Origin of the sequence: Sarcina ventriculi, from assembly GCF_900456775.1 — a bacterium.
GTDB lineage: Bacteria > Bacillota > Clostridia > Clostridiales > Clostridiaceae > Sarcina > Sarcina ventriculi.
Window position 1 is genome coordinate 13,906 of record NZ_UAUL01000010.1, and the last position, 26,703, is coordinate 40,608.

Here is a 26,703-nt window from a genome sequence, read left to right on the forward strand (position 1 = left end):
AAATAAAAAAACCATGTAAATTCTGCATGGTTTTATTTTTTTGCATATTTATTTTTAGGAATTCTTTTTATCTTATTATCAAAAATTAAAAAAGAAAAAATTATAAAAAATATAACAAATGCAACAATTACTTCGATTCTATAATCTAAAGTTAAAAAATTTAATATAAAATTTTTAACAATAAGACAGGATAAAATAGATATTAATATATATATTAGCAACTTTCCTATTGATATTTCAAGATTTATATTCTTGTATACTTCATGAATATTTATAGATAAAGATACGATAGATGAAATAAGCATAGTAAGTATATACCCATATATATTTATTGATGGTATTCCTGTAAATATAAATAAGCAAATTATTTCTAAGATAGATATAAAAATATTATTTCTAAGAATTATGCTTTGTTTATCTAATCCATTTAATATACCATACATAGTAGATGATACGAAAGCAAGTGGCATAACAAGTGCTGATAGTCGTATCATTTTACCTAAATCATCTCTTCCGAAAAACATAATGCCTAAGGAGTCAGAAACACATTGAGAAAGTACAGCTGTAAACAATCCAATTAAAAATGAAATTTTTAATACCTGTTTAATTCTTAAAGTGGCTCCAGTATAATCTTTTTTGCTTAAAGTTTGGGATAAATTAGGGATAAGTAAAGTATTTATAGAATTTACTATAATCATGGGAAAGGTGATTATAGAAAGTGCCATACCACCAAATTTGCCAATAAGGGCTAAAGCTTGAGAATAACTAAGTCCTGTACTTATAAGACGTCTTGGCACCATTATAGTTGATATAGTGCTAAATATGTTAAGTAGAAATCCATTTAGGCATAAAGGAAATGATATTATAAGCACATTAAATAAAAGTTGAAGACTATTCTCTTTTTTTACTATGTTTTTAGGATATTTTCTAATCGTAATTTTAAAATATCCAAATAAAAGTATAAGGCTTTGAAGCTCACCAAGACATAATGATACATAAGCTAATGTAACCAATCCCTCTAATGTTGTTACTTTAAACATAAAAATTAAGATGGCTAAAATAAAAACTCTTAACGATTTTTCTAAAATATCAATAAATGATGGCATAATTATTTTAGAATCTCCATAAAAAAATCCCTTAAGGATATTTGAAAGGGCAATAAAAATCATAGCAGGACATGTAACCATTATAGCTTTTACAGTTCTAGGGTCTTTAATCCAAAAATTAGCTATAGTGGGAGATAGAAAAAATACTAAAATTCCTATAAATAAGCACCATATAAAATTAAATATCGCTACAACTTTCATAGTTTGTATAATATCATGATAATTATTTTTGGAAGAGTAAACAGCTGTAATTTTAGATATAGCAGCTACTATTCCAGCAGTCATTATAGAAATAAAGAGATTATATATTGGCATAACAAGCCCATAAAGACCCATTCCTTCCGGACCTAAAATTTTTGAAAGATATATAGAAAATATAAAACCTAAAACTCCTGTAGCAAGATTAGATAAAGTTAAAAGAAAGGAGTTTTTATAAAAATTATCTTTAATCATTTAAATAATACACCACCTTATAATGTTTATTTAATATTATTCTGTAAAGCTTAGATTTATGTTAGAAGTTTTAAATGAGTAAAATCTAAATTTTTTTATGGAAAAAAATGTAAAAATATTATATAATTAAGTTAACGGTAAGGGGGGATACTATGAGTAACTTGGTTATAAATATGAAAGATGTGAAATTTGGTGGAAATACATTAGATGTTGGCAATGATAATTATGGAGTGATATATAATATATTAAAAGGAGAAGAGGACGAAATAAGTGTTGATTATTATTCAGAAGACTTAAGTAACCAATATAAAAATTTTTATGACAATGGGGTTACTTTTTTTTCATTAAGTCAACTGGCAACTAAAGGAGAGCGTGATATGGTATTAAAAGAAATCTGGCAAAATTTAAAGGTAGGCGGTAATTTATATATTTGGGATAGAGAAAAAAGGGTAAAAGAAATTATAAAAGATAATATAAATGTGTTAATGCCAGATGGTACAACAAAGGAGTTTAAATTTTCTAATATAAATCCATTAGCTGAATTTGGCTTTTTTAATTTTCAAAAAACTTTAGAAAAATATTTTGAAATACAAGAGGGAAGAATTTGTGATAAAATAATATACATTAAGGCTAAAAAGAGAGGAATTATAAATAATGAAGATACTATTAACGGGGATAAATTCAAAGTACATCCACAGCAATCTAGCAGTGAGATATTTAAGAGCATACACAAAGGATTTAAATTTTCAAGGAAAGATAAAAGAGTTTACGATAAATGATAGATTAGAGAACATATTAGAAGGAATTATGGAGGAGAAGCCAGATGTTGTGGCCTTCTCTTGTTACATATGGAACATGGAGTATGTAAAAAGGTTAGCTGAACATATAAAAATTATAGATGAAAACATAGAAATACTTTATGGAGGACCAGAAGTTTCCTATGAAGCACAAGTATTTTTAAAAGATAGTTTTTGCGATTATGTTATAGTTGGAGAGGGTGAGGCTACATTTAGAGATTTTGTTAAGTATAAATTAGGTGAGAAAGAGCTAAAAGATATAGAAGGATTGTATTATAAAAAAAATGATGATATCTTCTTTAATGGATTTAGAAAAGAATTAAATATGAGTGATTTAGTATTTCCATATGATAAAGATGATGATTTAGATAATAAAATAGTTTATTATGAAGCGTCAAGAGGATGTCCGTTTAAATGCAAATATTGTTTGTCTTCTGTTATGAATGGAGTTAGGTTTTTAGATGTAGAAAGAGTAAAAAAAGAACTTAAGTTTTTTATAGATAAGGGTGTTGAACTTGTTAAATTTGTAGATAGAACTTTTAATTGCAATAAAAATTATAGTATAGAAATATGGGAATTTTTAAGTAAACAAGATACAAAAACTAGATTTCATTTTGAGGTTGCAGCTGATCTTTTAAGTGATGAAGAAATAGAGGTTTTAAATAAAGCGCCAAAGAATAGGTTTCAATTGGAGGTAGGCGTTCAGACAAGTAATCATAAAGTTTTAAAAAATATAAATAGAATAATTACTTTTGAAAATGTAGCAGAAAAAGTGTTGAAAGTAGCAAAAAATAAAAATGTTATTCAACATTTAGACTTAATTGCAGGGCTTCCACAAGAGGATTATAATTCTTTTAAAAAATCATTTAATGATGTTCATTCGTTAAATCCTAATGAAATACAGCTTGGGTTTTTAAAGCTTTTAAAAGGTTCTGCAATGAGAGATGAGGCAGAAAAATGGGGAATTGTATACTCACCTTATGCACCATATGAAATTCTTAAAAATAATGATTTATCTTATAATGATTTGTTGGAGCTTAAAAAGGTTGAAAAAATTGTTGATAAATATTATAATTCAGGGAAATTCAATAATGTATTACGTTTTTTCTTAAATAGATATGAAACTCCTTTTGAATTTTATTTTGAAATGGCAATGTACTTTGAAAAAATAGGTCATTTTAAAAGGAGTTTAGGAAATGTGGAATATTATAAAGTTCTTTTAGACTTTAATATAGAAAGGTTTAATAGAGAAAATGAGAATGTGTTAAAAGAAATAATAAAGTATGATTATCTTTGTTTTAATAAGAAAAAATGGCTTCCTGATTTTTTAATAAGAGATATCTCTAAAGAAGAAGAAAGGAATGTACGTTTAGAGCTTAAAAAGAAAGCGCCATATAATAAATCTCATATAGAAAAGTTTAATTTAGATATTTTAAATTATTTAAACAAAGGCGAAGTTGTATGGACAGATAATTATTTAATATTTAACGAAGAAGAATTTGGATATGAAAATAATATAAAATTTATTTAAGAGAACAAGTGAATCGGTGTAAGTTATTTAATAACTTATACCGATTATTTTTTATAAATATTGTTGAATTAGTAATATAAAAAATATATAATAAACCAATAAAATCAAAAATATACTATATTTTTAAAAGATAAAAATGGAATAATATAAAAAAATAAATAAATATATTAAAAATTTCAATGAAAACTATAAAACGTATTGTAATTTTTTGAGTTTTGTGTATAATTAAAGTATATTAAGTGTTAATTAATACTATATAAAGTATTAATATATATTATTATTTCTTTAATAAAGGTGGTGAAACTTTGGCACTAAAAGCAATAAATGAAATAAAAAAGGTCGAAGAGCAAGCTGAAGAGATGATTAAACAAGCTCATCATCAAAGCAAAGAGATAATTTCTAAAGCTACGCTACAAGCAGATGAAGAATACAAAAAAATTGTGGATGAGGGTAAAAAGAAAGCTTTTGAAATTATAAATGATGCCGTATTATCTGGTGAGAAAGAGGCTGCTATTTTATTGAAGGGTGGAGTAAAAAAATGTGAAAATATTTATAATCTATCTGATGATAAAATCGATAAGGCCATTAAATTAGTGATTGAGAGGGTTGTGAATACAGATGGCAATAGTTAAAATGAATAAATTTACTTTGCTATCTTTTGAATCACAAAAAGAAAAGCTTATAGAAAGCATTCAAAGTTTTTATCAAGTAGAATTTATAAATTTACAAGATGAAAATTTTCTAGAGAAAAATCAAGAATTTGAAAGCTTAGAAAGGGAAAAAAGTGATTCAAATCTTGCAAAGTGTGAGGAAAATTTATCAAAAGCTAAATCAGCTTTAGACTTTATTGAAACTTACTTACCAAAAAAATCAGGACTTCAATCATTAAAAAATCAAAAAGAAAGTTTAACTTTAAAAGCTCTTGAAAATAAAGTTAAAAGTAGTTCTTGGGAAAATTCTTATAAAATAATTAAAGAAAAAGAAGACAAGCTTTTAGCTTTAGAAACAAAAAAATCTTCAATAAAAGAGGAAATTGATGTTTTAACTCCTTGGAAAGACTTTGATGCATCTTTTAAAGAAGTTGAAAATTTTAAAAAAGTTAGTGTGTTTTTAGGAACAGTTCCAAAACAATATGAAGAAGTAATATTGGGACTGGAAAATGAGTTTAAACTAACAAATGTTGAAGTTATAAGTTCAAATAATCAAGAAATTTATATTTTTTCAATAAGTCATGAAGATGAAAAAGATGTTTTTTTAGAAAAATTAAAGGAATGTGGATTTAGTGCTTTTAATTCAAATTATGAAAAAATGCCTAAAGTTATATTAGAAGATTTTCAAAAAGAAATTTTATCTTTAGATAACAATATAAGTAACATAAGAGAAGAATTAAAAAATCTTACAACTGAAGAAAATGAACTTAAAATGGCATATGAATATTATGGGAATTTAAAAGAAAGATTAACAGTTACTAAAAATTTTTTAAAAACTAAAAAAACTGTAGTTATGCAAGGTTGGATTCCAGTAGATAAAAATGAAAAATTTAATGACGTTATAAAAAGTGCCATAAATGATGATTTTTATTTAACATTTGAAGAAGCTAAGGAAGAGGAATATGATAAAGTTCCTGTAAAACTTAAAAATGGTAAAATAGCTAAAGTTTTTGAATCTATAACTAATATGTATAGTGTTCCAAAATATGGAGATATAGATCCAACACCGGTAATGATGCCTTTTTATCTTTTATTTTTTGGAATGATGATAGCAGATGTAGGATATGGATTAGTAATGTTAATAGCTTCATTGATTGCTATAAAATTTCTTAAAAATAATCAAAAGAGTACAGATTTTGCAAAGTTTTTTGCATATTTAAGTATTCCTAGTATATTGTTTGGTTTTGTATATGGAGCATTTTTTAATGATGCAATACCACTTCCTGTATTTATAAGTACAACAAAAGATGTTACAACAATTCTTATAATGTCAATTGGTTTTGGTGTTTTTCAAATATTCGTTGGGCTTGGAATAAAAGCTTATATGATGATTAAAAAAGGTGATATATTAGGTGCTTTTTATGATGTAGGTGCTTGGTATATGATTTTAATAGGGCTTGGTGTTATGTTAGGTGGAGGAATGATAGGTTTACCATCTATTACTAAAACCATAGCAACAATTGTAGTTATAGTAGCTGCAATAATAATAATTTTAACAGGTGGTAGAGCTGAAAAGTCAGTAGGAGCAAAACTTGGACAAGGTGCTTATTCTTTATACAATATAACAGGTTATATTGGAGATTTAGTTTCTTATACAAGACTTATGGCAATAGGTCTTGCAGGAGGATCTATCGCAGGAGCATTAAATCTTCTTATAGGAATGCTTCCAGGGGGAATTATAGGAATAATAGTTGGAGCAGTAGCTTTTATAGCAGCACATACATTTAATTTAGCATTATCACTTTTAAGTGCATATGTTCATACAGCTAGATTACAATATGTTGAATATTTTTCAAAGTTTTACGATGGTGGTGGCAAGGAATTTGCACCTTTTAAAACTTTAAATAAATATGTAAATTTAATAGATTAATAAAATTTAGGGGGAATTATACAATGACAATTATGGATTTTTTATCAAATGCTACTAGTTATAGTGGATTTATATTTGGAGCTTTAGGAATAGCACTTGCTGTTGGATTATCAGGAATAGGATCAGCAAAGGGTGTTGGGATAGTTGGAGAAGCTGCAGCAGGCTTAGTTACTGAGGAACCTGAAAAATTTGGTAAGGCATTAGTTTTGGAACTTTTACCAGGTACACAAGGTCTTTATGGATTCGTTATAGGTTTCTTAATATTAAATAATTTAAGTACAACAACTACTTTATCACAAGGTTTATATTTATTTGCAGCAGCATTGCCAATTGCTATAACAGGTTTATTATCAGCAATAGCACAAGGTAAGGTTGCAGCGTCTGGTATTCAAATATTAGCTAAAAACCCAGATCACAATACAAAAGGTATAATCCTTTCTGCAATGGTTGAAACTTATGCTTTATTAGGATTCGTTATATCATTCTTATTAGTTAACAATTTATTCTAAGAAAGATTGGATGTGGAAGCTGATGTCAAATTTAAACAACATAACTTCTAAAATTATAAAGGATGCAGAAGAAAAAAGAGATGAAATTTTAAATGCTGCACAAGTTGAAAGTGATAGTATAATAGCAAAGGAAACTAAAAAGGCTAAAAATTTAGAAGTTGAGTTAATAGAAAAAGCAAAGATAGAAGCTAAAGCAAGAGAAAATAGAGTTATATCAAATGCTAGGTTAAAGGTTAGAAATAATGAACTTAAGGCAAAGCAAGACATGATAAGCAAAGTATTTGAAAAAGCAGTTGAGAGGCTAAATAGCCTTTCAACTTTAGAATATAAAGAATATATTTTAAGAGCTTTAGATTCTCTTGATTTAGAAGGAACAGAAATTTTAATAATAAATAAAAAAGATGAAGATGTAATAAACAATAAATTTTTATTAGATTTAAATAATAAATTAATAAGTTTAGGAAAAAAAGGTAAAATCTCTATTTTAACTAATGGTAATTTTGATAGAGGGTTTATTTTAGATAGAAATGGAATACAAATAAATAATACTTTTGAATCTTTAGTTAAATCACTAAGAAGTGAATTAGAATTAGAGGTAACTAAGGTATTATTTAATTAAGGAGGGGGAAGTAGATGGATTCAATGCAATTTCTCCAATTAATTCCTAGAATTAGAGTGTATGAAAAAAGACTTCTTGATAAATCAAAGATAGAAAGAATGATAGATGCAAATACATCAGAGGATGCGCTTAAAGTTTTACAAGAAACTGATTATGCAGCATTTATGAATGATATAAAAAGACCAGAAGAATATGAAGTACTTCTATCTAAGGAGTTAGTTAGATTATATGAAACTATGTATAAAGCTTCTCCTGTAAAAGGTCTTATTGATGTTATGGCAATAAAATATGATTATCATAATATAAAGGTTTTAATAAAAGGAAAAATCTTAAAACAAGATTTTTCCAATATGTTAATACCAGTTGGAATGATAGATTCTTCTATTTTAAAAAATGCTATTTTAGGAGATTCTCTAAGAGGTTTACCTAAACATATAGAAAAATGTATTGAGGAGATAAATAATAGGTTTGAAGAAAATAAGGATCCTCAAATTATAGATATAATAGCAGATAAATATTTATACGCTCACATAAATGATATAAGAAAATCTAAAGAGTTAAATGATAAATATTTAGATAAATATATAAATAGTATTATAGATTTAAATAATATAAAGACTCTTTTAAGAGTTAAGAAGCAACAAAAGAATGTTAACTTTTTATTAGATAGTTTAGTTCCTGGAGGAACTATTGATGAGAAAAAATATAGAGCAATGTTTTTAGAAAATACAGAAAATATACCAAATCACGTATTAGGGCAATATAATTCAATTGTTAAAGAAGGAGTTATAAGTTTTATAAATACAGGTTCTGTTAGTTTATTTGAAAAGCTAATAGACAATTATTTAATGAAATTTATAAAAGAAGCCAAACTTATAACAAAGGGATTAGAGCCAGTTTTAGCTTATATGTACGCTAAAGAAAGTGAGATTAAACAGGTTAGAACTATTATGGTTGGAAAACTAAATAACATTAGCAAGGAAGTTATAAGAGAAAGGTTGCGTGATGGTTATGTATAAAAAAGTTGCTGTAGTTGGAGATAAAGATTCTATTTTAGCTTTTAAAGCTTTAGGAATAGAGGTATTTCCAGTTGTAGAAAGTGATGAAGCAAAAAAAATCATTGATAAACTTGCACATAAAGATTATGCAATTATTTTTGTAACAGAGCATGTAGCTAAAGATATTGAAGAAACAATAGAGAGATACTCAAAACAAATGCTTCCTGCAATAATACTTATTCCAAGTAATCAAGGAAGTTTAAATATAGGAAAACAAAGAATTTCGGATAATGTTGAAAAAGCTGTAGGCGTTAATATATTATAGAAAGTAGGATGATAAGTTTGAAAACCGGAAGAATTGTAAAAGTTTCAGGACCATTAGTTGTAGCAGATTCTATGGATGAAGCTAATGTATTTGATGTTATTAAAGTTGGGGAAAAGAAGCTTATTGGAGAAATAATTGAAATGAGAGGTGATAAGGCTTCAATTCAGGTTTATGAAGAAACATCTGGTATAGGACCTGGAGATCCAGTTATAACAACTGGAGAGCCTCTTTCAGTAGAACTTGGACCAGGACTTATGGAAGCTATGTTTGATGGAATACAAAGACCTCTTGACGCTTTTATGAAGGCTGCAAATAGTTCGTTTTTAACTAAGGGAGTTGAAGTTAAATCTTTAAATAGAGAAAAAAAATGGGATTTTAAACCCGTTGTTAAAATTGGAGATAAAGTAAGTGAAGGAGATGTAATTGGAACAGTTCAAGAAACTCCAGTTGTACTTCATAAGATAATGGTTCCATATAAAGTATCAGGAACAGTTAAAGAAATAAAATCAGGAAGTTTTACAGTAGAAGAGATAGTTTGTATTTTAGAAACTGAAGATGGATTGAAAGAGTTAACAATGATGCAAAAGTGGCCTGTAAGAAAAGGTAGACCATATGCTAGAAAATTAAATCCAGTAGAACCAATGACTACAGGACAAAGAGTAATAGATACATTCTTCCCAGTTGCGAAGGGAGGAGCTGCAGCAGTTCCAGGACCATTTGGTGCTGGGAAAACAGTTGTTCAACACCAAGTTGCTAAGTGGGGAGATACAGAAATAGTTGTTTATGTTGGATGTGGAGAACGTGGTAATGAGATGACTGACGTTTTAAATGAGTTCCCAGAACTTATTGACCCTAAAACTGGTGAAAGTTTAATGAAGAGAACAGTTTTAATAGCTAATACTTCAAATATGCCAGTTGCGGCGAGAGAGGCATCCATATATACAGGAATTACAATTGCAGAGTATTTTAGAGATATGGGATATTCTGTGGCTATAATGGCAGATTCAACTTCAAGATGGGCAGAGGCACTTAGAGAAATGTCAGGAAGGCTTGAAGAAATGCCAGGAGATGAAGGTTATCCAGCATATTTAGGTTCAAGACTTGCAGAATATTATGAAAGAGCAGGTAAGGTTGTAACTTTAGGAAAAGAGGAAAGAGAAGGGGCAATTACAGCAATTGGAGCAGTTTCTCCTCCAGGTGGAGATATATCAGAACCAGTAACTCAATCAACTTTAAGAATAGTTAAAGTTTTCTGGGGATTAGATGCACAATTAGCTTATAGGAGACATTTCCCATCAATAAACTGGTTATCTTCATATTCATTATATTTAGATAAAATGGGAATATGGATGGATGAAAATGTATCTTCTGATTGGTCAAGTCTTAGAACAGAAGCTATGACGCTTCTTCAAGAAGAATCAAAACTTGAAGAAATAGTAAGACTAGTTGGTATTGATGCATTATCAGAAGGAGATCAATTAAAACTTGAAGTAGCAAAATCTATAAGAGAAGATTATTTACAACAAAATGCTTTCCATGAGGTTGATACGTATTCATCTCTTAAGAAGCAATATAAAATGTTAAAACTTGTACTTGCATTTATGCATGAGGGACAAAGAGCATTAGATGCTGGTGTTTATTTAGATAAAATATTAGAACTTGAAGTTAGAGATAGAATTGCTAGAAGTAAATATATTCCTGAAGAAGAATTAGTTAAAATGGATGATATATTAGTTGAGTTAAAAGAATCAATAGATAAATTAATTAACGAAGGAGGGGTTATATAGTGCTTAAAGAATATAAAACAGTGACAGAAGTTGTAGGACCTTTAATGGCTGTTGAAGGCGTGGAAGGTGTAAAATACGATGAGCTAGTTGAAATTGAAATGCAAACTGGTGAAATGAGACGTGGTAAGGTTTTAGAAGTTAACGGAGATAAAGCTATGGTTCAGCTTTTTGAAGGTTCTTCTGGAATAAATCTTAAAGATACAAAGGTTAGATTTTTAGGAAAACCATTGGAACTTGGTGTATCTGAAGATATGTTAGGTAGAGTATTTGATGGAATGGGAAGACCAAAGGATAATGGTCCAGAAATAATTCCAGATAAGAGAGTTGATATAAATGGTGAGGCTATAAATCCAGTTGCTAGAAATTTCCCATCAGAATTTATTCAAACAGGAATTTCTGCAATAGATCATTTAAATACTTTAGTTAGAGGACAAAAGCTTCCAGTATTCTCAGCAGCAGGTCTTCCTCATGCAGAACTTGCAGCACAGATAGCAAGACAAGCTAAAGTTTTAAATTCCGATTCAAAATTCGCTGTTGTATTTGCTGCAATTGGTATAACATTTGAAGAAGCAGAGTTTTTCGTTGAAGAATTTAATAGCACAGGTGCAATTGACAGATCTGTTTTATTTATGAATTTAGCATCAGACCCAGCGGTTGAAAGAATTGCAACTCCTAGAATGGCTCTTACTGCAGCTGAATATTTAGCTTATGAAAAGGGAATGCATGTTTTGGTTATAATGACAGATATAACAAACTATGCAGAAGCTTTAAGAGAAGTATCAGCAGCTAGAAAAGAAGTTCCTGGAAGAAGGGGATATCCAGGATATTTATATACTGACCTTTCAACACTTTATGAAAGAGCAGGAAGAATAATTGGAAAAGAAGGTTCAATAACTCAAATTCCAATTCTTACAATGCCTGAGGAGGATAAAACTCATCCAATTCCTGACCTTACAGGATATATAACAGAAGGTCAAATAATGCTTTCAAGAGAGCTTTATAAAAAAGGAATTATGCCTCCAATAGATGTCCTACCATCTCTTTCAAGACTTAAAGATAAGGGAATTGGTAAAGGAAAAACTAGAGAAGATCATGCAGATACAATGAATCAATTATTCTCAGCTTATGCACAAGGTAAACAAGCTAAAGAACTTGCTGCAATTTTAGGTGAATCTGCACTATCAAATGCTGATAAAGCTTATGCTAAATTTGCTGAAGCTTTTGAAAAAGAATATGTTTCACAAGGATTTACAACAAATAGAAGTATAGAAGAAACATTAAAGCTTGGATGGAAACTACTTAAGATACTTCCAAAAACAGAGCTTAAGAGAATTAGAGATGAATACTTAGAAAAGTATATGCCAGGAGATGATGAGTAGAATATGGCTCAAAAATTAAATGTAAATCCTACAAGAATGGAACTATCAAAGCTAAAGAAAAGATTAGTTACATCTAAAAGAAGTCATAAGCTTTTAAAAGATAAACAAGATGAGCTTATGAGACAATTTATAAATCTTATTAAATATAATAATAAGATTAGAGCAGAGGTTGAAAAAGAACTTGGAGATTCTTTAAAAGATTTTGTTATGGCAAGAGCTGTTATGAGTTCAGAATTTTTAGAAGAAGCTATAGCTTATCCAAAAGAAAATATAAAGGTTGAGGTTGGAACTAAAAATGTAATGAGCGTTAATGTTCCTATAATGAATTTTAAAAGAGAATTAGAAGGAGATGAGGGAAGTATTTACCCTTATGGATTTATGAATACCTCAGCAGAATTAGATGATGCTATAGGAAAACTTTACAGAGTGCTTCCAAAGCTTTTAGAACTTGCAGAGGTTGAAAAATCAGGTCAACTTATGGCAGATGAGATAGAGAAAACAAGAAGAAGAGTTAATGCTCTTGAATATATGACAATTCCTCAATTAGAAGAAACTATAAAATATATAAGAATGAAGCTTGATGAAAATGAAAGAGGAGCTTTGACAAGACTTATGAAAGTTAAATCTATGATAGATCAAAGGGGATAAAAAATAGGTTTAAGGATAATTTCCTTAAACCTATTTTTTTATAATAAAGAATAATATAAAATACAATAAATTCAAAAAATAATATATATTTAATTATTTTATAAAATATAGTATAATTAGTATGATGTTTTATTTGATAGAGGTGAGTTAATATGCAACAAACTATGAAATTAACAACAATAGATGAAATAAAAGCTTATTCGGATCCATATCGTTTAAAGATAATAGCATTTTTAAAAAATAATAGAGAAGAGGCTACTGTAAAACAAATTGCAGATTTTTTTGAAGAAGTTCCTTCAAAGGTTTATTATCACGTAAAAAAATTAGAAAGAGTAGGAATTGTAAAGCTTGTAAAAACTGAAGAAATAAAGGGGATAATTGCAAAATATTATTCTTTAACAGCACATGATTTTAGGATAGAAAATCAAGATATAAAGAGAAAAACAAGAGAGATTTATAATTCTCAAATATCAATGGTTATTAATGATTATTATGAAAAATCCAAAGAAAAAATTATAAGCTCAATAGAAAATAGAGATGAAGAAGATTTCAACAGTATAAATTTAAACTTTGATGAATTATATTTAACAAAAGAAGAATTTTTAGTATTAAATAGTGAAATAAAAAACATAATAAGTAAGTATAAAGAAAAGAGAGAAAAAACAGATGTATATCATATGTTTTCTATTTGCGCTAAAGGAGAAATAAAATAGCTTTAAAGAAACATATGTAACTTAAGGGTGAATTTTATGTTAACTTACTTGTTTATATTAATAAGTTCATTTTTAATAGTATGTATTTTAATGTTGCCTTTAATAAAACTATCTAATAAATATGGATTCACAGATAAACCTACAGGGAGAAAGAAACATGATAATCCAATATCCTTAATAGGAGGAGTTCCTATGTTTATCTCATTTTTTTTCGTTTATCTGATTTTCATAAATAAGCTTGCATATATAAAGGAATCTATAATAATTTTAATAGCCTCGACTATGGTTTTTATAATAGGATTATTAGATGATTATAATAAAACAAAATCTTTAGAATTTCCTATAACACCTAGGCTAATTATTCAAATAATAGCAGCTATATTTATATATAAGTCAGGAATAGTTTTTATAGGTTTTGCAAATCCTTTTACAGGAAATTACATAATACTACATAAATTTCTACAATTAATACTTACAGTAATGTGGATATTTGGAGTAACAACAGTTATAAATTGGATAGATGGGATAGACGGGCTTGCTGGATCGATTGTATCAATTTCAGCTACTTCGATGTTTATAATTGCTTTGATTAAAGGAGAAAATGTTTCAGCATCAATAGCTATAGCTTTAGTTGGGATGACTTTAGGTTTTTTAATATTTAATAAATATCCTGCTAAAGTTTTTATGGGAGATTCCGGAGCTAATTTTTTAGGTTTTATTTTAGCTATTATTGCGCTAGAAGGTGCTTTTAAACAAACAACAACTCTTTCGATATTAATACCAATACTTATTTTAGGTATACCAATTTTTGATAATATATTTGTAATATTAAAGAGAATAAAAAGGAAAAAGCCAATATATAAGGCAGATAGAAGTCAAGTTCATTATAGGCTTTTAGAAAAAGGATTAAGTATTAATCAAACAGTTACATATTTGTGTGTTTTAAGTATATTTTTAAGTTTAATTTCAATATTAATATTTTTATTTAAATTATAACTAAAATATTTTTTATGATGAAAAAGTATGAAATTTGTGCTTTAATATATTTAAAGAGGTTAAGAAAAGGAGAAATTTAATATGTCAGTTAAAGAGATAGTTCAATTGGGTGCACCTTGCTTAAGGAAGGTATGTGATCCTATTTTAAATATAGAAGAGGCAAAATCTATTATAAATGATTTAAAGGATACATTAGCTACGGTAGATGGAATTGGTTTAGCTGCTCCGCAAATAGGAGTAACTAAGAGAGTTATTTATATAAATTTTGGTGATGGAGAAAATGAATATGTTCTTATAAATCCTAAAATTTTAGCAGTTTCTAAAGAGGTTCATGAAGATTATGAAGGATGTTTAAGTTATGTAATGCATGAAGGGTTAGTTGAAAGACCAATTGCAGTTAAAATAGAAACTCTAGATGAACATGGAGAGAAAAAAATATACGAAGCTCAAGATCTTTTAGCAAGATGTTTTATGCATGAAATAGATCATTTAGATGGGATAATGTATGTAGATAGGGCTAGTGAGATGTATGAATTAGTTGAAGAAGAATAGAAGATAATTTTAAAATTCTAAGGTAAATTAAATTTATCTTAGAATTTTTTATTTATTAATGATAATTATATTGACATAAATGGATATAAAATGTAATATAATAACATATAAAAATCATAGGTTTAATATGATAATGGGGGACGAAATGGGAAGTAATAAATTTTTATCAGAATTTCTTATGATAACAAACGTAAAAACAATATTATTTATTGGAATATTATTAGGTTTGTTTTATTTAATGAGAATCTTAGAAAAAAAGAAAATAAAATTTTCAAAAAGGATGTTTTTAGCGATACTATTAGGATTTGTTATGGCATTTATTATACAATTAGTTTCAGGATTTCCAAATAATCCGACAGAAATTACTTGGATAAATGAAACAACTGCATGGTTTGGTTTATTTGGTTATGGATTTATGGACTTATTAAAGATGATAACTGTGCCATTAATATTTTTCTCAATAATAAAAGTAATAATTGGAATGGAAGATGATGATAAATTAAGTAAAATCGTTACGACATCTATAGTAATGTTATTATTGACTACATTATTAGCAAGTGTTGTAGCTATAATTGTAGGTAATTTATTTAATTTAGGTACTAATACTCAAAGTGTTTTATCAGATACAACAGCAAGAGAGGTTACATCTGTTATATCTACTTTAAGAGAATTGCTTCCTAGTAATCCTTTTAAAGCAATGGTAGAGGGAAATATAGTTGGAGTTGTTATATTTTCTAGTTTTATTGGTCTTGCTATGAGAAGACTTAAAAGAAAAGATATAAAAGTAATGGAGAGCATAGAAAGTGTAGTTATAGGAAGCTATAAAATAACAATTAGCATAACGATGAGTGTTATAAAATTTATGCCTTATGCTGTAATTGCTCTTTTGGCTAATACTATTTCACAAAAAGGGATAACTGCAATAGCTAGTGTTTTTGATTTTATAATTGCTATATATTTGAGTATATTTATAATGTTTATTATTCATTTATTTATAATTGCTTTAAACGGGTTAAATCCTATAAAATATTTAAAAAATGTTATGGAACCTTTAATTTTAGCTTTTACTTCAAGGTCAAGTTTAAGTACTCTTCCAGTAACTATTGAAACATTAAGTAAGAATGTAGGAGTAGATGAAGGGATAGCAAGCTTTGTTGGAAGTTTAGGCTCTAATGCAGGAATGAATGGATGCGCGGCAATATATCCAACTCTTATAGCTATCACTTTAGGAAACATGGCTGGAATAACAATGGACTTTAGCTTTTATGCTATGCTTTTAGTAATAGTTGTTATAAGTTCGCTTGGAATTGCAGGAGTTCCAGGTACTGCGACTATAGCAGTATCTGTTGTTATAAGCGGTATGGGAATGGGAGAATATTTACCTTTAGTAGGTGCTATAATTGCCATAGATCCAATTTTGGATATGGGAAGAACTATGTTAAATGTAAGTGGTACTATGGTAGTGACAGTTAGTGTAGCTAAAAGATTCAATAAAATAAAAAAGATAATAGATGGAGATAAGAAAGAAAAAGTTATTTTAGAATAAAAAAGAATTAAATATAATACAAAAAGGGTATCTTTTTAAAAAGATACCCTTTTGTGTGTATTGACATTAAAAAATAAAGGTATATAATACATATATACCACCCCACGGGGGAGTAGAGAATAAGGAGTTGATATCATGTGTTATGGATTTGGAGGTTCAGGGGGCTTTGGCTTTGGTTTTTTAGGCTTTTTAATCACTATAATTGTTATATGTGCTATAGTTTATTTTGCCTATAAAATTTTTAGAAATAACAATAACGAAAATAAATTTAATCTTTCTAATAAGCTAAATCTTTCTAAAAGTGATAATTTAAATAATAAGGCTTTAGAGATATTAAATGAAAGATATTCTAAAGGTGAAATTTCAGATGAGGAATATAATTTCAAAAAAAATCAAATACTAAGATAGATTTATTTTAAAATTTTAGTGTAATATTTTATTTTTATATTATATTAAATATTGACAAATAGAAATAAAGGTATATAATAAAAATAAATTACCCCCCGAGGGTGGGGAGTATATGTAAAAGGAGAGATAATTATGAAAAAAATAATGATAGATGGAATGAGTTGTCAACATTGTGTTGCACATGTAAAAGAAGCTTTAGAAGAATTAGGAGCTACTTCAATTGAAGTGAATTTAGATGGAAAATATGCAAAGGCTGAAACTTCAAAGAATAATCAAGAAATAATTGATGCTATAGATGAAGCAGGATATGATGTTATAAGCATTGAAGAAATATAATAAATACATATTTACATAAAGAAGATATAAAAAACCACTAAGGACTTAAATAAGGTCTTTGGTGGTTCTTTCTTTTAATAAGATTTTTAATATAATAATAATAGAGATTAAGATACGGAATTTAAAAGGTAGGTAAATAGAAAATGAATAAAATGATAAGACCTGTATGGGCAGAAATTGATTTAGATGCAATAAAATATAATATAGATAGTATAAAAAGAAGAGTTGATACAAAAGAATTAATAGCAGTGGTTAAAGCAGATGCTTATGGTCATGGAGCTTTAGATGTGTCTAAAACATTAGTAGAAAATGGGGCTACAAAACTTGCAGTAGCAGTTATAACAGAGGCTATGGAACTTAGGCATGGAAATATTAATACTCCTATTATGATACTTGGCTATACTCCTTTAGAATTTGCAGCCGATTTAATAAACTATGATATTGAGCAAACAATCTTTGATTTAGAGTATGCTACAAAATTATCAGAAATAGCATTAAATTTAGGAAAAAAAGCTAAAGTTCATGTAGCGTTAGATACAGGAATGGGAAGAATAGGTTTTTTAATAAATGATAATAGTTTAAATGAAATTTTGAAAATTTCTTCTTTAAAAGGTTTAGAAGTGGTTGGAATATTTACTCATTTTGCTACCGCAGATGAAAGTGATAAAAATTATTCAAATAAGCAATATAAAAAATTTACTGATTTTAATGAAAAACTAGTAAGTAAAGGAGTTAATATACCTTTAAAGCATGTATCAAATAGCGGGGCTATAATAGATATGCCTAATACGTACTTAGATGGTGTAAGAGCTGGAATAGTTCTTTATGGTTATTATCCATCAGAAGATGTATTAAAACAAAATTTAGATTTAAAAAAGGCTATAACTATAAAGACACAGGTAGCTCATGTTAAAATTTTGGACAAGAATGAGTACGTAAGTTATGGAAGGAAGTTTAAAACAGAAAGAAAGAGTATTATAGCAACACTTCCTATTGGATATGCAGATGGCTATTCTAGGGCTTTAACTGGAAAGGCTAAAGTTATAATAAATGGAAAATTTGCTCCGGTAGTTGGAACTATATGTATGGATCAATGTATGATTGATGTAACTGATATAGGAGATGTTCATGTAGGAGATGAGGTTATAGTTCTAGGTAAGGATAAAGATTTAAAATTTGATGCAGATGATATGGCTAAAGCTATGGGAACAATAAATTATGAAGTTTTATGTATGATAAAGCAAAGAATTCCAAGAGTTTATATAGAAGATGGAAAAGTTAAAAGTATACGTAACTATATTTAATTGCTTTTTTATATTATAATTAGGGAAGAATAAAGAATAAGTAGGTGAGATTTTGATTTTTTCATCCTTAAATATAAATAAAGAAGAAAAGATACACATTCAGATACAAAACCATATAAAAAAAGAGATAGATAAGGGTATATTAAAAAAGGGAAGTAAACTTCCATCAACTAGAGAAGTTAGTAAAGTTTTAGGTATTAGTAGGAATTCTGTAATATTAGCTTATGAAAATTTAGAAAACGAGGGAATTATAGAAACTTTTAGAGGAAAAGGAACTTTTGTAGCTATTGAAAAAGAGATAAAAAGTGATGATTTTAAAGTGAAATGGAATAATTTTATAGAGGATTACGGTAGACTATGTGAAGAGTTAGATGTGGTCAAAACGGAATTGCCGTGGAAGAGAGGAATGATTTCCTTTAAAAGTATAGCACCAGATGAGAGCTTTTTTGACTTAGAAGAGTTTAAAAGGGCTTTTTTAAATGTTTTTTCTATGGAGGGAGATAAACTTTTAAATTATGGATATGCAAAGGGATATAAACCATTAATAGAATATATAAAGGAATATATGAGGAAAAAAGGTGTACTTACAGATGGAAAGGATATTCTAATAACAAATGGCTTTACTGAAGCTTTTGATATACTTCTTAGTACTCTTACAAAACCAAATGATGTGATTGCTTGTGAGAATCCAACACATAATACTGCTATAAAAATAATGAAAGCTCATAAATTGAATATAAAACCCATAAAGATGGATGATGATGGAATAAACTTAGATAGTTTAGAAGAAACCTTAAAAAAGTATACTCCTAAAATTATATATTTGATTCCATCATACCATAATCCAACAGGTATAGTAATGGATGGTGAGAAGAGGCAAAATGTATATAATATCTGTAAAAAGTATAAAGTACCTATAATAGAGGATGGATTTAATGAAGAATTAGTATATTCAAGTTCCCATGTAGCGCCTCTTATAGCGTTAAGTAATATGGGAAATGGTGTTATTTATGCTGGGAGCTTTTCTAAAATATTATTTCCAGGGATAAGAATTGGTTGGATTTTTGCAGATGAAAAACTTATAAATGTTTTAGAGAGTGTAAAACGCGCTAGAAATATACATACATCTTTTATAGATCAAGGTATTTTTCACAAGTATATGGAAAGTGGTTCTTTTAAGAGGTATGTAAAAAAAATAAGAAAATATTATAAAGATAGATACGATTTTACTATAAAGACAATAGAAAAGTATATACCATATGATAAAGTTTTAGGCAATGGTGGACTTTATATATTTGTAAAAATTAATGGGTTAAATACTAGAGATATTTTAAAAGAATGTTATAAAAGGAATGTAGTGTTTATGCCAGGGGATATATTTTTTATAAATAAAGAAGAAAAGAATTGGATGAGAATAGGATTTTCTAGGACTAGTGAGGAGGAAATTGAAGAAGGAATAAAAATAATTGGAGAAGTTATTTTTAGTTTGAAATCTAAAAATAACTAATACTTTAGATTGTAAATTTAATATTAATTATTTTAAGGATTAGTTTTTTTTATGGTTAGTAATATCTTATAATGGTTGAGTAACTGTATTTTAAGAGTTATAATAAATCGTACTGAATTTTAAGAAAGGAGTGTAAACTTTGGGTAATAAAACATCTAAAGTCTATGAAACTTTAAAAGGGTTAAAACTTAGAGTTATTCTAGAAAGTATCATAATAGGTGTAGGTGCTGGATTTGTAATATCATTATATAGGCTTATATTAGATTATTTAGATGGGTATACAAAAGCGGCATATGCCTTTATGGATGCCAACAAAATATATATAATTCTAGGCATAATAGTTTTAGCAATAATGGGATATATTGTTGGTAGACTTGTTGAAAATGATGGAATGATAAGTGGTAGCGGTATACCACAAGTTGAAGGTATGCTTACAGGATATTTTGAAGTTTCACCAGTTAGAATATTAATAACTAAATTTATAGGTGGAGTTATAGCTATTGGAGGGGGCTTATCTCTTGGAATAGAAGGGCCTTCAATTCAATTAGGTGCAAGTGTTGGACAAATAATAAGTAAGTTGTTTAAAAGAATAAAATTAGAGGAGAGATTTCTTTTAACAAGTGGAGCAGGAGCAGGTCTTTCAGCAGCGTTTAATGCGCCTTTAGCAGGTGCTATGTTTGCGATGGAAGAAGTACATAAAAATTTTTCTCCTATAATTTTATTATCTGCGATAGCAGCTGCTGTTAGTTCAGATTTAGTTACTTGGATATTTTTTGGATCTAAGCCTATCCTAGATACCCATGCACTTTCAGTAATTCCTTTTGAAGATTATGCATTACTTATAGCTTTAGGAATTATATTAGGATTTGCAGGTGCATTTTATAATCTAGTACTGTTAAAAACTCAAGACCTTTATAAAAAAATAAAAGCTAAACTTAGATATAGAATGATGATTCCATTTATGTTTGCTTTAGTTTTTGGTTTGACTATGCCACAAATATTAGGTGGTGGAAATGATCTTATAAATAATATACTAGTTAATGGCATGGCAATTAAAGTAGCAATAATGCTTTTAGTATTTAAGTTTATATTTTCAATGATAAGTTTCTCATCTGATTCTCCAGGTGGAATATTGTTTCCACTTTTAACATTAGGGGCATTAGTTGGAGTTGCATTTGGAGATATATCAGTTACTTATTTTGGTCTTAGTCAAGGTTTATTAATGAATTTTATATTAATTGCAATGGCAGGAATGTTTTCATCAATAGTTAGAGCACCTTTAACAGGGCTTATATTAGTTTGTGAAATGAGTGGAAACTTCTCACAATTAGGTGCAGTTGCCGTAGTTTGCGGTGTAGCTTTTTTAGTTGCAGACTTAATCGGAAGTAAACCAATTTATGAATCATTATTAGAGAGAAGAATAAAAGCTAATACTGGTATGATAGTTGGTGATGGTTCAGAAAAAGTTTTAGTAAAATATATAGTTCATTTAGGAACACCAATAGTTGGAAAAAAATTAAAAGATATAAAGCTTCCAGATGGTGCTTTAATGGTATCAGTTGAGAGAAGTGGTAGCGATATAATACCAAATGGAAATACAATGATTCGTGCAGGAGATTATGTGGTTGCAATAGTTTCTGAAGATAAAGAAGCAAATCTTAGAACCTATTTAGAAAAACTTTGTGAAAAAGAAGATGTAGATTAATTACATATATTTTTAAGGCTTAAAGGATACTCTTTAAGCCTTATTTAATTAATTCAAAGATAATTTTCTTTTTAACGAATTTTTTATACATTTTAATATATATCTTATGTTTTGAATTAAATTAAATTTAAAAATAGAATTAGTTTTTTTAAAAATTAGTTCTTCTTCTATATCAATATCTTTAGATAGAACACCTAGTTTTAAAAGGTTACATTTTTCTATGGCATTTCCAACAGGTATTTTATTAAAATCACTATGAGAACATGTTATCAATTTATCTAAAGCATTATTTAATTTTTTGTTTTCAATATCTATTAAAGCATCATTATATAAATTTTTTAACTCTTTATAATTTTTTAAGTTATCTAGACAAAATTTAGCAGATGTATTATTGTTTTCTGAAAAATTGCTTTCCCAGCAAACAATACTTTCTTCTAAATAACCATTTATATAAAAAATATAAGCTTTTACTTCTAAAATTTCTTCAAAATATGGATATCTGTTTAGTATTTTATCGCATATATTTAATGCTTCTTGGTAATTAAAATTATCATAATAAGACCATATTTTATTAATTTCTTTATCTATATTCATATATTCACCCCTATTTAATTTTAACATAATTTTACAAAAATGTAAAATTAAATATAAAAAATTTATAAGTAATAAAATCTTGTATTTTTTTATATATTAGTGAAGAAGAATAAAATCATTTATCAAAATTAATAGTAATTTAGTCTGTATATTGCAAATTATCTAAAATGTTTTAAAATATAAAGTAGAGAAACTAAAGAAGAGGGGGATTTTCTATGGAACGTAAGTTATTTACAGAGTGGGCTATGGATATTGCAGAAGATAGCAAATTAAGAAGCACTTGTTTAAGTAGACAGGTTGGGGCTGTTATTATAAAAGATAGGCAAATAATTGCAACAGGATACAATGGTGCACCAACTGGAACTGTACATTGTTCTGATATTGGATATTGTGAAAGAAGAAAGAGAAATATTCCATCAGGACTTGGATTAGAACTTTGTAGAGCAGGTCATGCGGAAGCTAATGCAATAAATCAATGTGCAAAACATGGAATTAGTTGCAATGGAGCAACACTTTATGTAACAACTCAGCCGTGTGTATTTTGTTGCATTAGCATTATACAATCAGGAATAAAAAAGGTTATTTTTAAAGGTGAATACCCAACAGGGTTAGGATTACAACTTTTAAAAGAGGCAGAAATCGAATATGAAAAATATGAAACTGCTTTAAACAAAGAAAGAGAAGAGTATAAGATAAAACATATTAGAGAAATAGAAAGAGCAAAAAAGCTTTTAAAAGAAGTTAAATTATATTAAATGGAGGAAAAATTATGGATTTTAATGAAAAATTGAATTTATCTATGGAATATTTACACAAACAAGGCGCGTTTTTAACAGCTAAAGTTGATGATAAAGTGAATACTATGACTATAAGTTGGGGTTCTGTTGGATTTATGTGGGGAAAGCCAGTATTTATGGCTCTTATAAGACCACAAAGATATACTAATGAATTTATAGAAAAGAGTAATTCTTTTACAGTAAGCATTCCTTTTAGCAGTGATTTAAAGCAAGCATTAGGTGTTTGCGGAAGCAAATCTGGAAGAAATGTGGATAAAGAAAACGAAGCAAAGATAAATTTTATAAGTGGTAAAGACGAAATGTTTGCAATTGTGGATAAGTGTGATGTTTATTATGAATGTAAAGTTTTATATAGCAATAAATTGAAGACAGAAGAGCTTCCTAATGATATAAAAGATAGTTTTTATAGTGCTGGAGATACTCATATTTTATATTTTGCAGAAATAGTTAATTGCTATAAAGGAAAAGATATTTAGAGTAAATTGTTAGTACTAATTTTACGAATATGCTTCGATTATCGAAATATATTATAATGAAAATTTATTTGTAAATTGAGGTATTAAGATTTCATTCTTTATCTAATATTTATTAAAACAAGATAAAAAAATAAGAATTTGAGAGAATAAAAGAGAGGAATGAATGTATGACAGATAATAGGGGTGTGTTAAATAATCTTTTAGTTAAATTATTTAATGATATTTTAAGAATAGAAGAAAAATCTTTAAAAAAAAGCGAGGAATTATCAGATTTATCAGTAACTGAAATCCATACAATAGAGGCAATTGGTGAGAAGGAAGAGAGAACAATGTCAGAGATTGCAAATGATCTTAGTATAACCGTTGGCACACTTACAACTGCTATTAATAAACTTATAAAAAAGGGATATGTGGAAAGACGTAGGATAGAAGAGGATAGAAGAATAGTTTTGGTGAAATTAACTGAAAAAGGGAAAAACGCTAGCTATCTTCATAAGAAGTTTCATGATGAGATGATAAAAGCTACTATAGAGAAGTTGAATAAACAAGAAGAGGATGTTTTAATTAGTTCTTTAGAAAGTTTATCAAAGTTTTTTCATGACAAATATGAAAAATAAAATATTAATAAAAATAGACAATCTACTTTTTGATTGTCTATTTTTATTAGCTTTATTATAATATATTAATGTTATGTTAAAACGGATTTTAGAAAGGAATTTAATATTATGAATAGAGATAAAGATGTTTTAAATGAAGAAAAAGAAAAATTAGTTGAAATTAGAAAATGGATACATAATGAGATAAGTAGAATAAAGATAGATGAAAAAAACTTAAAGGATAAAATAAGTGATCTTGAAAAGGGGGCTAAGGGTGCGTATAATGAGGAACTTTTTATAAATAAAAAGCTTTTTAATATAGTTGAAAAAAATTTAGAAGTATATGAGGAGTCAAATTTAAAACCATATTTTGCAAGGATAGATTTTAGAGAGTTTAGAAAGGATATTGAGAGTTTCTATATAGGAAAAAATAGCTTAGGAGATGTTAGGGAGGGGGAGGAGAAAGTAATTGATTGGAGGGCACCAATTGCGGATTTATATTATAGTGGAACTCAAGGGGAGGCATATTATAAGGCACCAGCTGGAGTAATAAATGGAGAACTTAAATTAAAAAGAAAATTTTTATATGAAGATAATGAAATTGTAAAATGTTTTGATGAGGGATTAAATGAAATAATATTAAAAGCTAATCTAAATAATGAGGAAGGTGAAGCTTTAATTGATGAATTTCTTAGAATAAATTTAGAGAACGGGACAGGAAATAAATTAAAAGAAGTTGTTGCTACTATACAAAAAGAACAAAATGAAGTAATTAGAGCTGATAAAAATTTTCCTCTTATAATACAGGGATCAGCAGGTTCTGGTAAGACAACCGTAGCGCTTCATAGGTTAGCATATCTTTTGTATAGATATAAAGAAGTTTTAGAGGCTAAGGATATTTTAGTTATCGCTCCTAATAAATTATTTTTAGACTATATATCAGAAGTGTTACCTGATTTAGGGGTTAATCATGTTAAGCAAAAAACTTTTGAGGATATAGCAAGTGAATTTTTGAATATAAAATCAAAAAGTAAAATAATAACAAAAGATAAGAAGTTTATAAGTTTTTTAGAGGACAAAGATGATGAAAAAATTAAGTTTCTTTTAAAGGAAAGTAGATTTAAGGGTTCTTGGCAATTTAAGAAAATATTAGATATTTATTTAAAAGTTTTAGAAACTAAAGATTCTAATATAGAGAATATAGTTATTAAAGGGTATACTCTTTTTGATAAAAAGGAAATAAAAAGGCTTTTTACAAAAGATTTAATAAAATACCCTATAAATAAGAGAAAAGATGAAATAAAAAGATACTTTTCTTTAAAGATTAAAGAAAAAGTATTAACAGTATTAGATAAGATAGATTTTAATTATGAATATAAAATAGCTAGACTAAAAAAACAAATGGAAGATTCTAAAGAAAGACGTGAAAAACTTATACTGTTATATGATGAGAGAGATAATTTTAAAAGAGAATTTCAAGGGGTTTTGAAGAAGGAGTTTAATGATTATTTTGAGAAATGGAAGGGATTAAATACATCTAATATATATTTAGATATGTTTAAAGATGAAGAATTTTTTGAAAAAGTAATATGCAATGTAATACCGAAAGATTTAGGAGAATATATAAAAAATTCATTAGAAGAAAATTTGAAAAATGATATAGTGGATTCAGATGATTTAGCAGCCATGTTATATATTAAATTTAAGATAGAAGGTATTACAGAACATAACTTAGTAAAACATATAGTCGTAGATGAGGCACAGGATTATTCAATGTTACAAATGAAAGTTATATCTATGATGACGCAAGGTAATTCATTAACTATTGTAGGAGATTTAGGGCAAGGAATATATTATTATAAGGGAATAAAGTCGTGGTCTGATGTAGTAGATAATATATTTGATGGAAAAAGCATATACAAAGTTTTAAAACAAAGTTATAGAAGCACAGTTGAAATTATAGAATTTGCCAATAAAGTTTTGCAAAAGCAAAAAAATTATGAAATCTCTGCAAAACCAATACTAAGACACGGAGATAAACCTGAAATTATAAAGTTTAATAATAATAAAGAGTTTTGTGAAATGGTAGATAAAATAGTTGAAAAAATAATAGAAGCTGGTAGAACTTCTATAGCTATAATAGGGAAAAATAAAAAAGAATGTAAAAAAATAAAAGATGCGATTAGAAAATACTCAAAATATGAGTTTACTTTAGTTAAGGAAGATAACAAAGAATTAAATTTAGATAAAATAATAATACCGTCGTATTTAACTAAAGGACTAGAGTTTGATTGTTCTATAGTTTATAATTTAGATGATGATGTGTATGCAGATAATGAAATGGATAAGAAATTATTATATGTTGTTTTAACTAGAGCTCTTCATTATGAATATGTGTTTTTTAAAAATAATATATCAGAGCTTGTGCAGTAAACAGGAAA

26 protein-coding genes are annotated in these 26,703 nt (G+C 27.5%); 24 read left to right on the top strand and 2 right to left on the bottom strand.

Going from position 1 to position 26,703, the window contains the following annotated elements; translation table 11 throughout:
- Positions 1-32: 32 nt before the first annotated feature.
- Complete coding sequence (gene spoVB, locus DR020_RS09405; protein WP_112365804.1) at positions 33-1,559, bottom strand: stage V sporulation protein B; 1,527 nt, start codon at positions 1,557-1,559, stop codon at positions 33-35.
- Positions 1,560-1,711: 152 nt separating this feature from the next.
- Here spoVB and DR020_RS09410 point away from each other — a divergent pair, with 152 nt between their 5' ends.
- From DR020_RS09410 to DR020_RS09505, 20 genes are all read left to right on the top strand, one after another.
- Positions 1,712-2,338, top strand: a complete 627-nt coding sequence (locus DR020_RS09410; RefSeq protein ID WP_235804548.1) for a hypothetical protein — start codon at positions 1,712-1,714, stop codon at positions 2,336-2,338.
- Complete coding sequence (locus DR020_RS09415) at positions 2,268-3,887, top strand: B12-binding domain-containing radical SAM protein (RefSeq protein WP_235804547.1); 1,620 nt, start codon at positions 2,268-2,270, stop codon at positions 3,885-3,887. The genes DR020_RS09410 and DR020_RS09415 overlap by 71 nt, the downstream gene beginning before the upstream one ends.
- 305 nt (positions 3,888-4,192) lie before the next feature.
- A complete protein-coding gene (locus DR020_RS09420) occupies positions 4,193-4,519 on the top strand; it encodes a V-type ATP synthase subunit H (RefSeq protein WP_112365805.1) in 327 nt (108 codons plus the stop codon).
- A gap of 1 nt (position 4,520) precedes the next feature.
- Positions 4,521-6,467, top strand: a complete 1,947-nt coding sequence (locus DR020_RS09425) for a V-type ATP synthase subunit I (protein ID WP_235865685.1) — start codon at positions 4,521-4,523, stop codon at positions 6,465-6,467.
- Between the two features lie 23 nt (positions 6,468-6,490).
- On the top strand, positions 6,491-6,976 hold the full coding sequence (locus DR020_RS09430) for a V-type ATP synthase subunit K (protein ID WP_055257069.1): 486 nt from the start codon (positions 6,491-6,493) through the stop codon (positions 6,974-6,976).
- Between the two features lie 22 nt (positions 6,977-6,998).
- Positions 6,999-7,595: a V-type ATP synthase subunit E gene (locus tag DR020_RS09435; RefSeq protein ID WP_055257068.1), complete on the top strand. Its 597-nt coding sequence runs from the start codon at positions 6,999-7,001 to the stop codon at positions 7,593-7,595.
- A gap of 14 nt (positions 7,596-7,609) precedes the next feature.
- Entirely contained in the window at positions 7,610-8,614 is a 1,005-nt protein-coding gene (locus DR020_RS09440; protein WP_058991855.1) for a V-type ATP synthase subunit C, read from the top strand.
- Positions 8,601-8,918, top strand: a complete 318-nt coding sequence (locus DR020_RS09445; RefSeq protein ID WP_173636584.1) for a V-type ATP synthase subunit F — start codon at positions 8,601-8,603, stop codon at positions 8,916-8,918. Before DR020_RS09440 ends, DR020_RS09445 begins: the two co-directional genes overlap by 14 nt.
- Before the next feature lie 17 nt (positions 8,919-8,935).
- A complete protein-coding gene (locus DR020_RS09450; protein ID WP_112365807.1) occupies positions 8,936-10,705 on the top strand; it encodes a V-type ATP synthase subunit A in 1,770 nt (589 codons plus the stop codon).
- Positions 10,705-12,084: a V-type ATP synthase subunit B gene (locus tag DR020_RS09455; RefSeq protein WP_055257065.1), complete on the top strand. Its 1,380-nt coding sequence runs from the start codon at positions 10,705-10,707 to the stop codon at positions 12,082-12,084. Before DR020_RS09450 ends, DR020_RS09455 begins: the two co-directional genes overlap by 1 nt.
- A 3-nt stretch (positions 12,085-12,087) precedes the next feature.
- Positions 12,088-12,732, top strand: a complete 645-nt coding sequence (locus tag DR020_RS09460; RefSeq protein ID WP_055257064.1) for a V-type ATP synthase subunit D — start codon at positions 12,088-12,090, stop codon at positions 12,730-12,732.
- 152 nt (positions 12,733-12,884) lie between these two features.
- Positions 12,885-13,445 (top strand): ArsR/SmtB family transcription factor, encoded by a 561-nt coding sequence (locus DR020_RS09465; RefSeq protein ID WP_112365808.1) that lies wholly within the window; start codon positions 12,885-12,887, stop codon positions 13,443-13,445.
- 36 nt (positions 13,446-13,481) lie between these two features.
- Positions 13,482-14,441, top strand: coding sequence for an MraY family glycosyltransferase (locus DR020_RS09470; RefSeq protein WP_055257063.1), 960 nt, complete (start codon positions 13,482-13,484; stop codon positions 14,439-14,441).
- An 81-nt stretch (positions 14,442-14,522) separates the two neighbouring features.
- Positions 14,523-14,993: a peptide deformylase gene (gene def / locus DR020_RS09475; protein WP_058991850.1), complete on the top strand. Its 471-nt coding sequence runs from the start codon at positions 14,523-14,525 to the stop codon at positions 14,991-14,993.
- A 145-nt stretch (positions 14,994-15,138) separates the two neighbouring features.
- Entirely contained in the window at positions 15,139-16,539 is a 1,401-nt protein-coding gene (locus DR020_RS09480) for a cation:dicarboxylate symporter family transporter (RefSeq protein WP_112365809.1), read from the top strand.
- A 135-nt stretch (positions 16,540-16,674) separates the two neighbouring features.
- Complete coding sequence (locus tag DR020_RS09485; protein ID WP_055257060.1) at positions 16,675-16,947, top strand: SHOCT domain-containing protein; 273 nt, start codon at positions 16,675-16,677, stop codon at positions 16,945-16,947.
- A gap of 129 nt (positions 16,948-17,076) precedes the next feature.
- The gene (locus DR020_RS09490; RefSeq protein WP_055257059.1) at positions 17,077-17,283 is read left to right on the top strand and encodes a heavy-metal-associated domain-containing protein; all 207 of its coding nucleotides are present in this window, start codon (positions 17,077-17,079) and stop codon (positions 17,281-17,283) included.
- Positions 17,284-17,426: 143 nt separating this feature from the next.
- Entirely contained in the window at positions 17,427-18,587 is a 1,161-nt protein-coding gene (gene alr, locus DR020_RS09495) for an alanine racemase (protein WP_055257058.1), read from the top strand.
- Positions 18,588-18,639: 52 nt separating this feature from the next.
- Positions 18,640-20,094: a MocR-like pyridoxine biosynthesis transcription factor PdxR gene (gene pdxR / locus DR020_RS09500; protein WP_055257057.1), complete on the top strand. Its 1,455-nt coding sequence runs from the start codon at positions 18,640-18,642 to the stop codon at positions 20,092-20,094.
- 139 nt (positions 20,095-20,233) lie between these two features.
- A complete protein-coding gene (locus DR020_RS09505; protein ID WP_112365810.1) occupies positions 20,234-21,799 on the top strand; it encodes a ClC family H(+)/Cl(-) exchange transporter in 1,566 nt (521 codons plus the stop codon).
- 48 nt (positions 21,800-21,847) lie between these two features.
- Here DR020_RS09505 and DR020_RS09510 read toward each other — a convergent pair whose 3' ends face one another.
- Positions 21,848-22,393, bottom strand: a complete 546-nt coding sequence (locus DR020_RS09510; RefSeq protein ID WP_055257055.1) for a tetratricopeptide repeat protein — start codon at positions 22,391-22,393, stop codon at positions 21,848-21,850.
- A 215-nt stretch (positions 22,394-22,608) separates the two neighbouring features.
- Here DR020_RS09510 and DR020_RS09515 point away from each other — a divergent pair, with 215 nt between their 5' ends.
- The 4 genes from DR020_RS09515 to helD all read left to right on the top strand — a co-directional run bounded on the left by DR020_RS09515 (position 22,609) and on the right by helD (position 26,695).
- Positions 22,609-23,148 (top strand): deoxycytidylate deaminase, encoded by a 540-nt coding sequence (locus DR020_RS09515; protein ID WP_070101121.1) that lies wholly within the window; start codon positions 22,609-22,611, stop codon positions 23,146-23,148.
- A 14-nt stretch (positions 23,149-23,162) separates the two neighbouring features.
- Positions 23,163-23,666, top strand: coding sequence for a flavin reductase family protein (locus DR020_RS09520; RefSeq protein WP_058991843.1), 504 nt, complete (start codon positions 23,163-23,165; stop codon positions 23,664-23,666).
- A 167-nt stretch (positions 23,667-23,833) separates the two neighbouring features.
- Positions 23,834-24,283, top strand: a complete 450-nt coding sequence (locus tag DR020_RS09525; RefSeq protein ID WP_055257053.1) for a MarR family winged helix-turn-helix transcriptional regulator — start codon at positions 23,834-23,836, stop codon at positions 24,281-24,283.
- A 108-nt stretch (positions 24,284-24,391) separates the two neighbouring features.
- Positions 24,392-26,695, top strand: coding sequence for an RNA polymerase recycling motor HelD (helD, locus tag DR020_RS09530; protein ID WP_112365811.1), 2,304 nt, complete (start codon positions 24,392-24,394; stop codon positions 26,693-26,695).
- Positions 26,696-26,703: the final 8 nt, after the last annotated feature.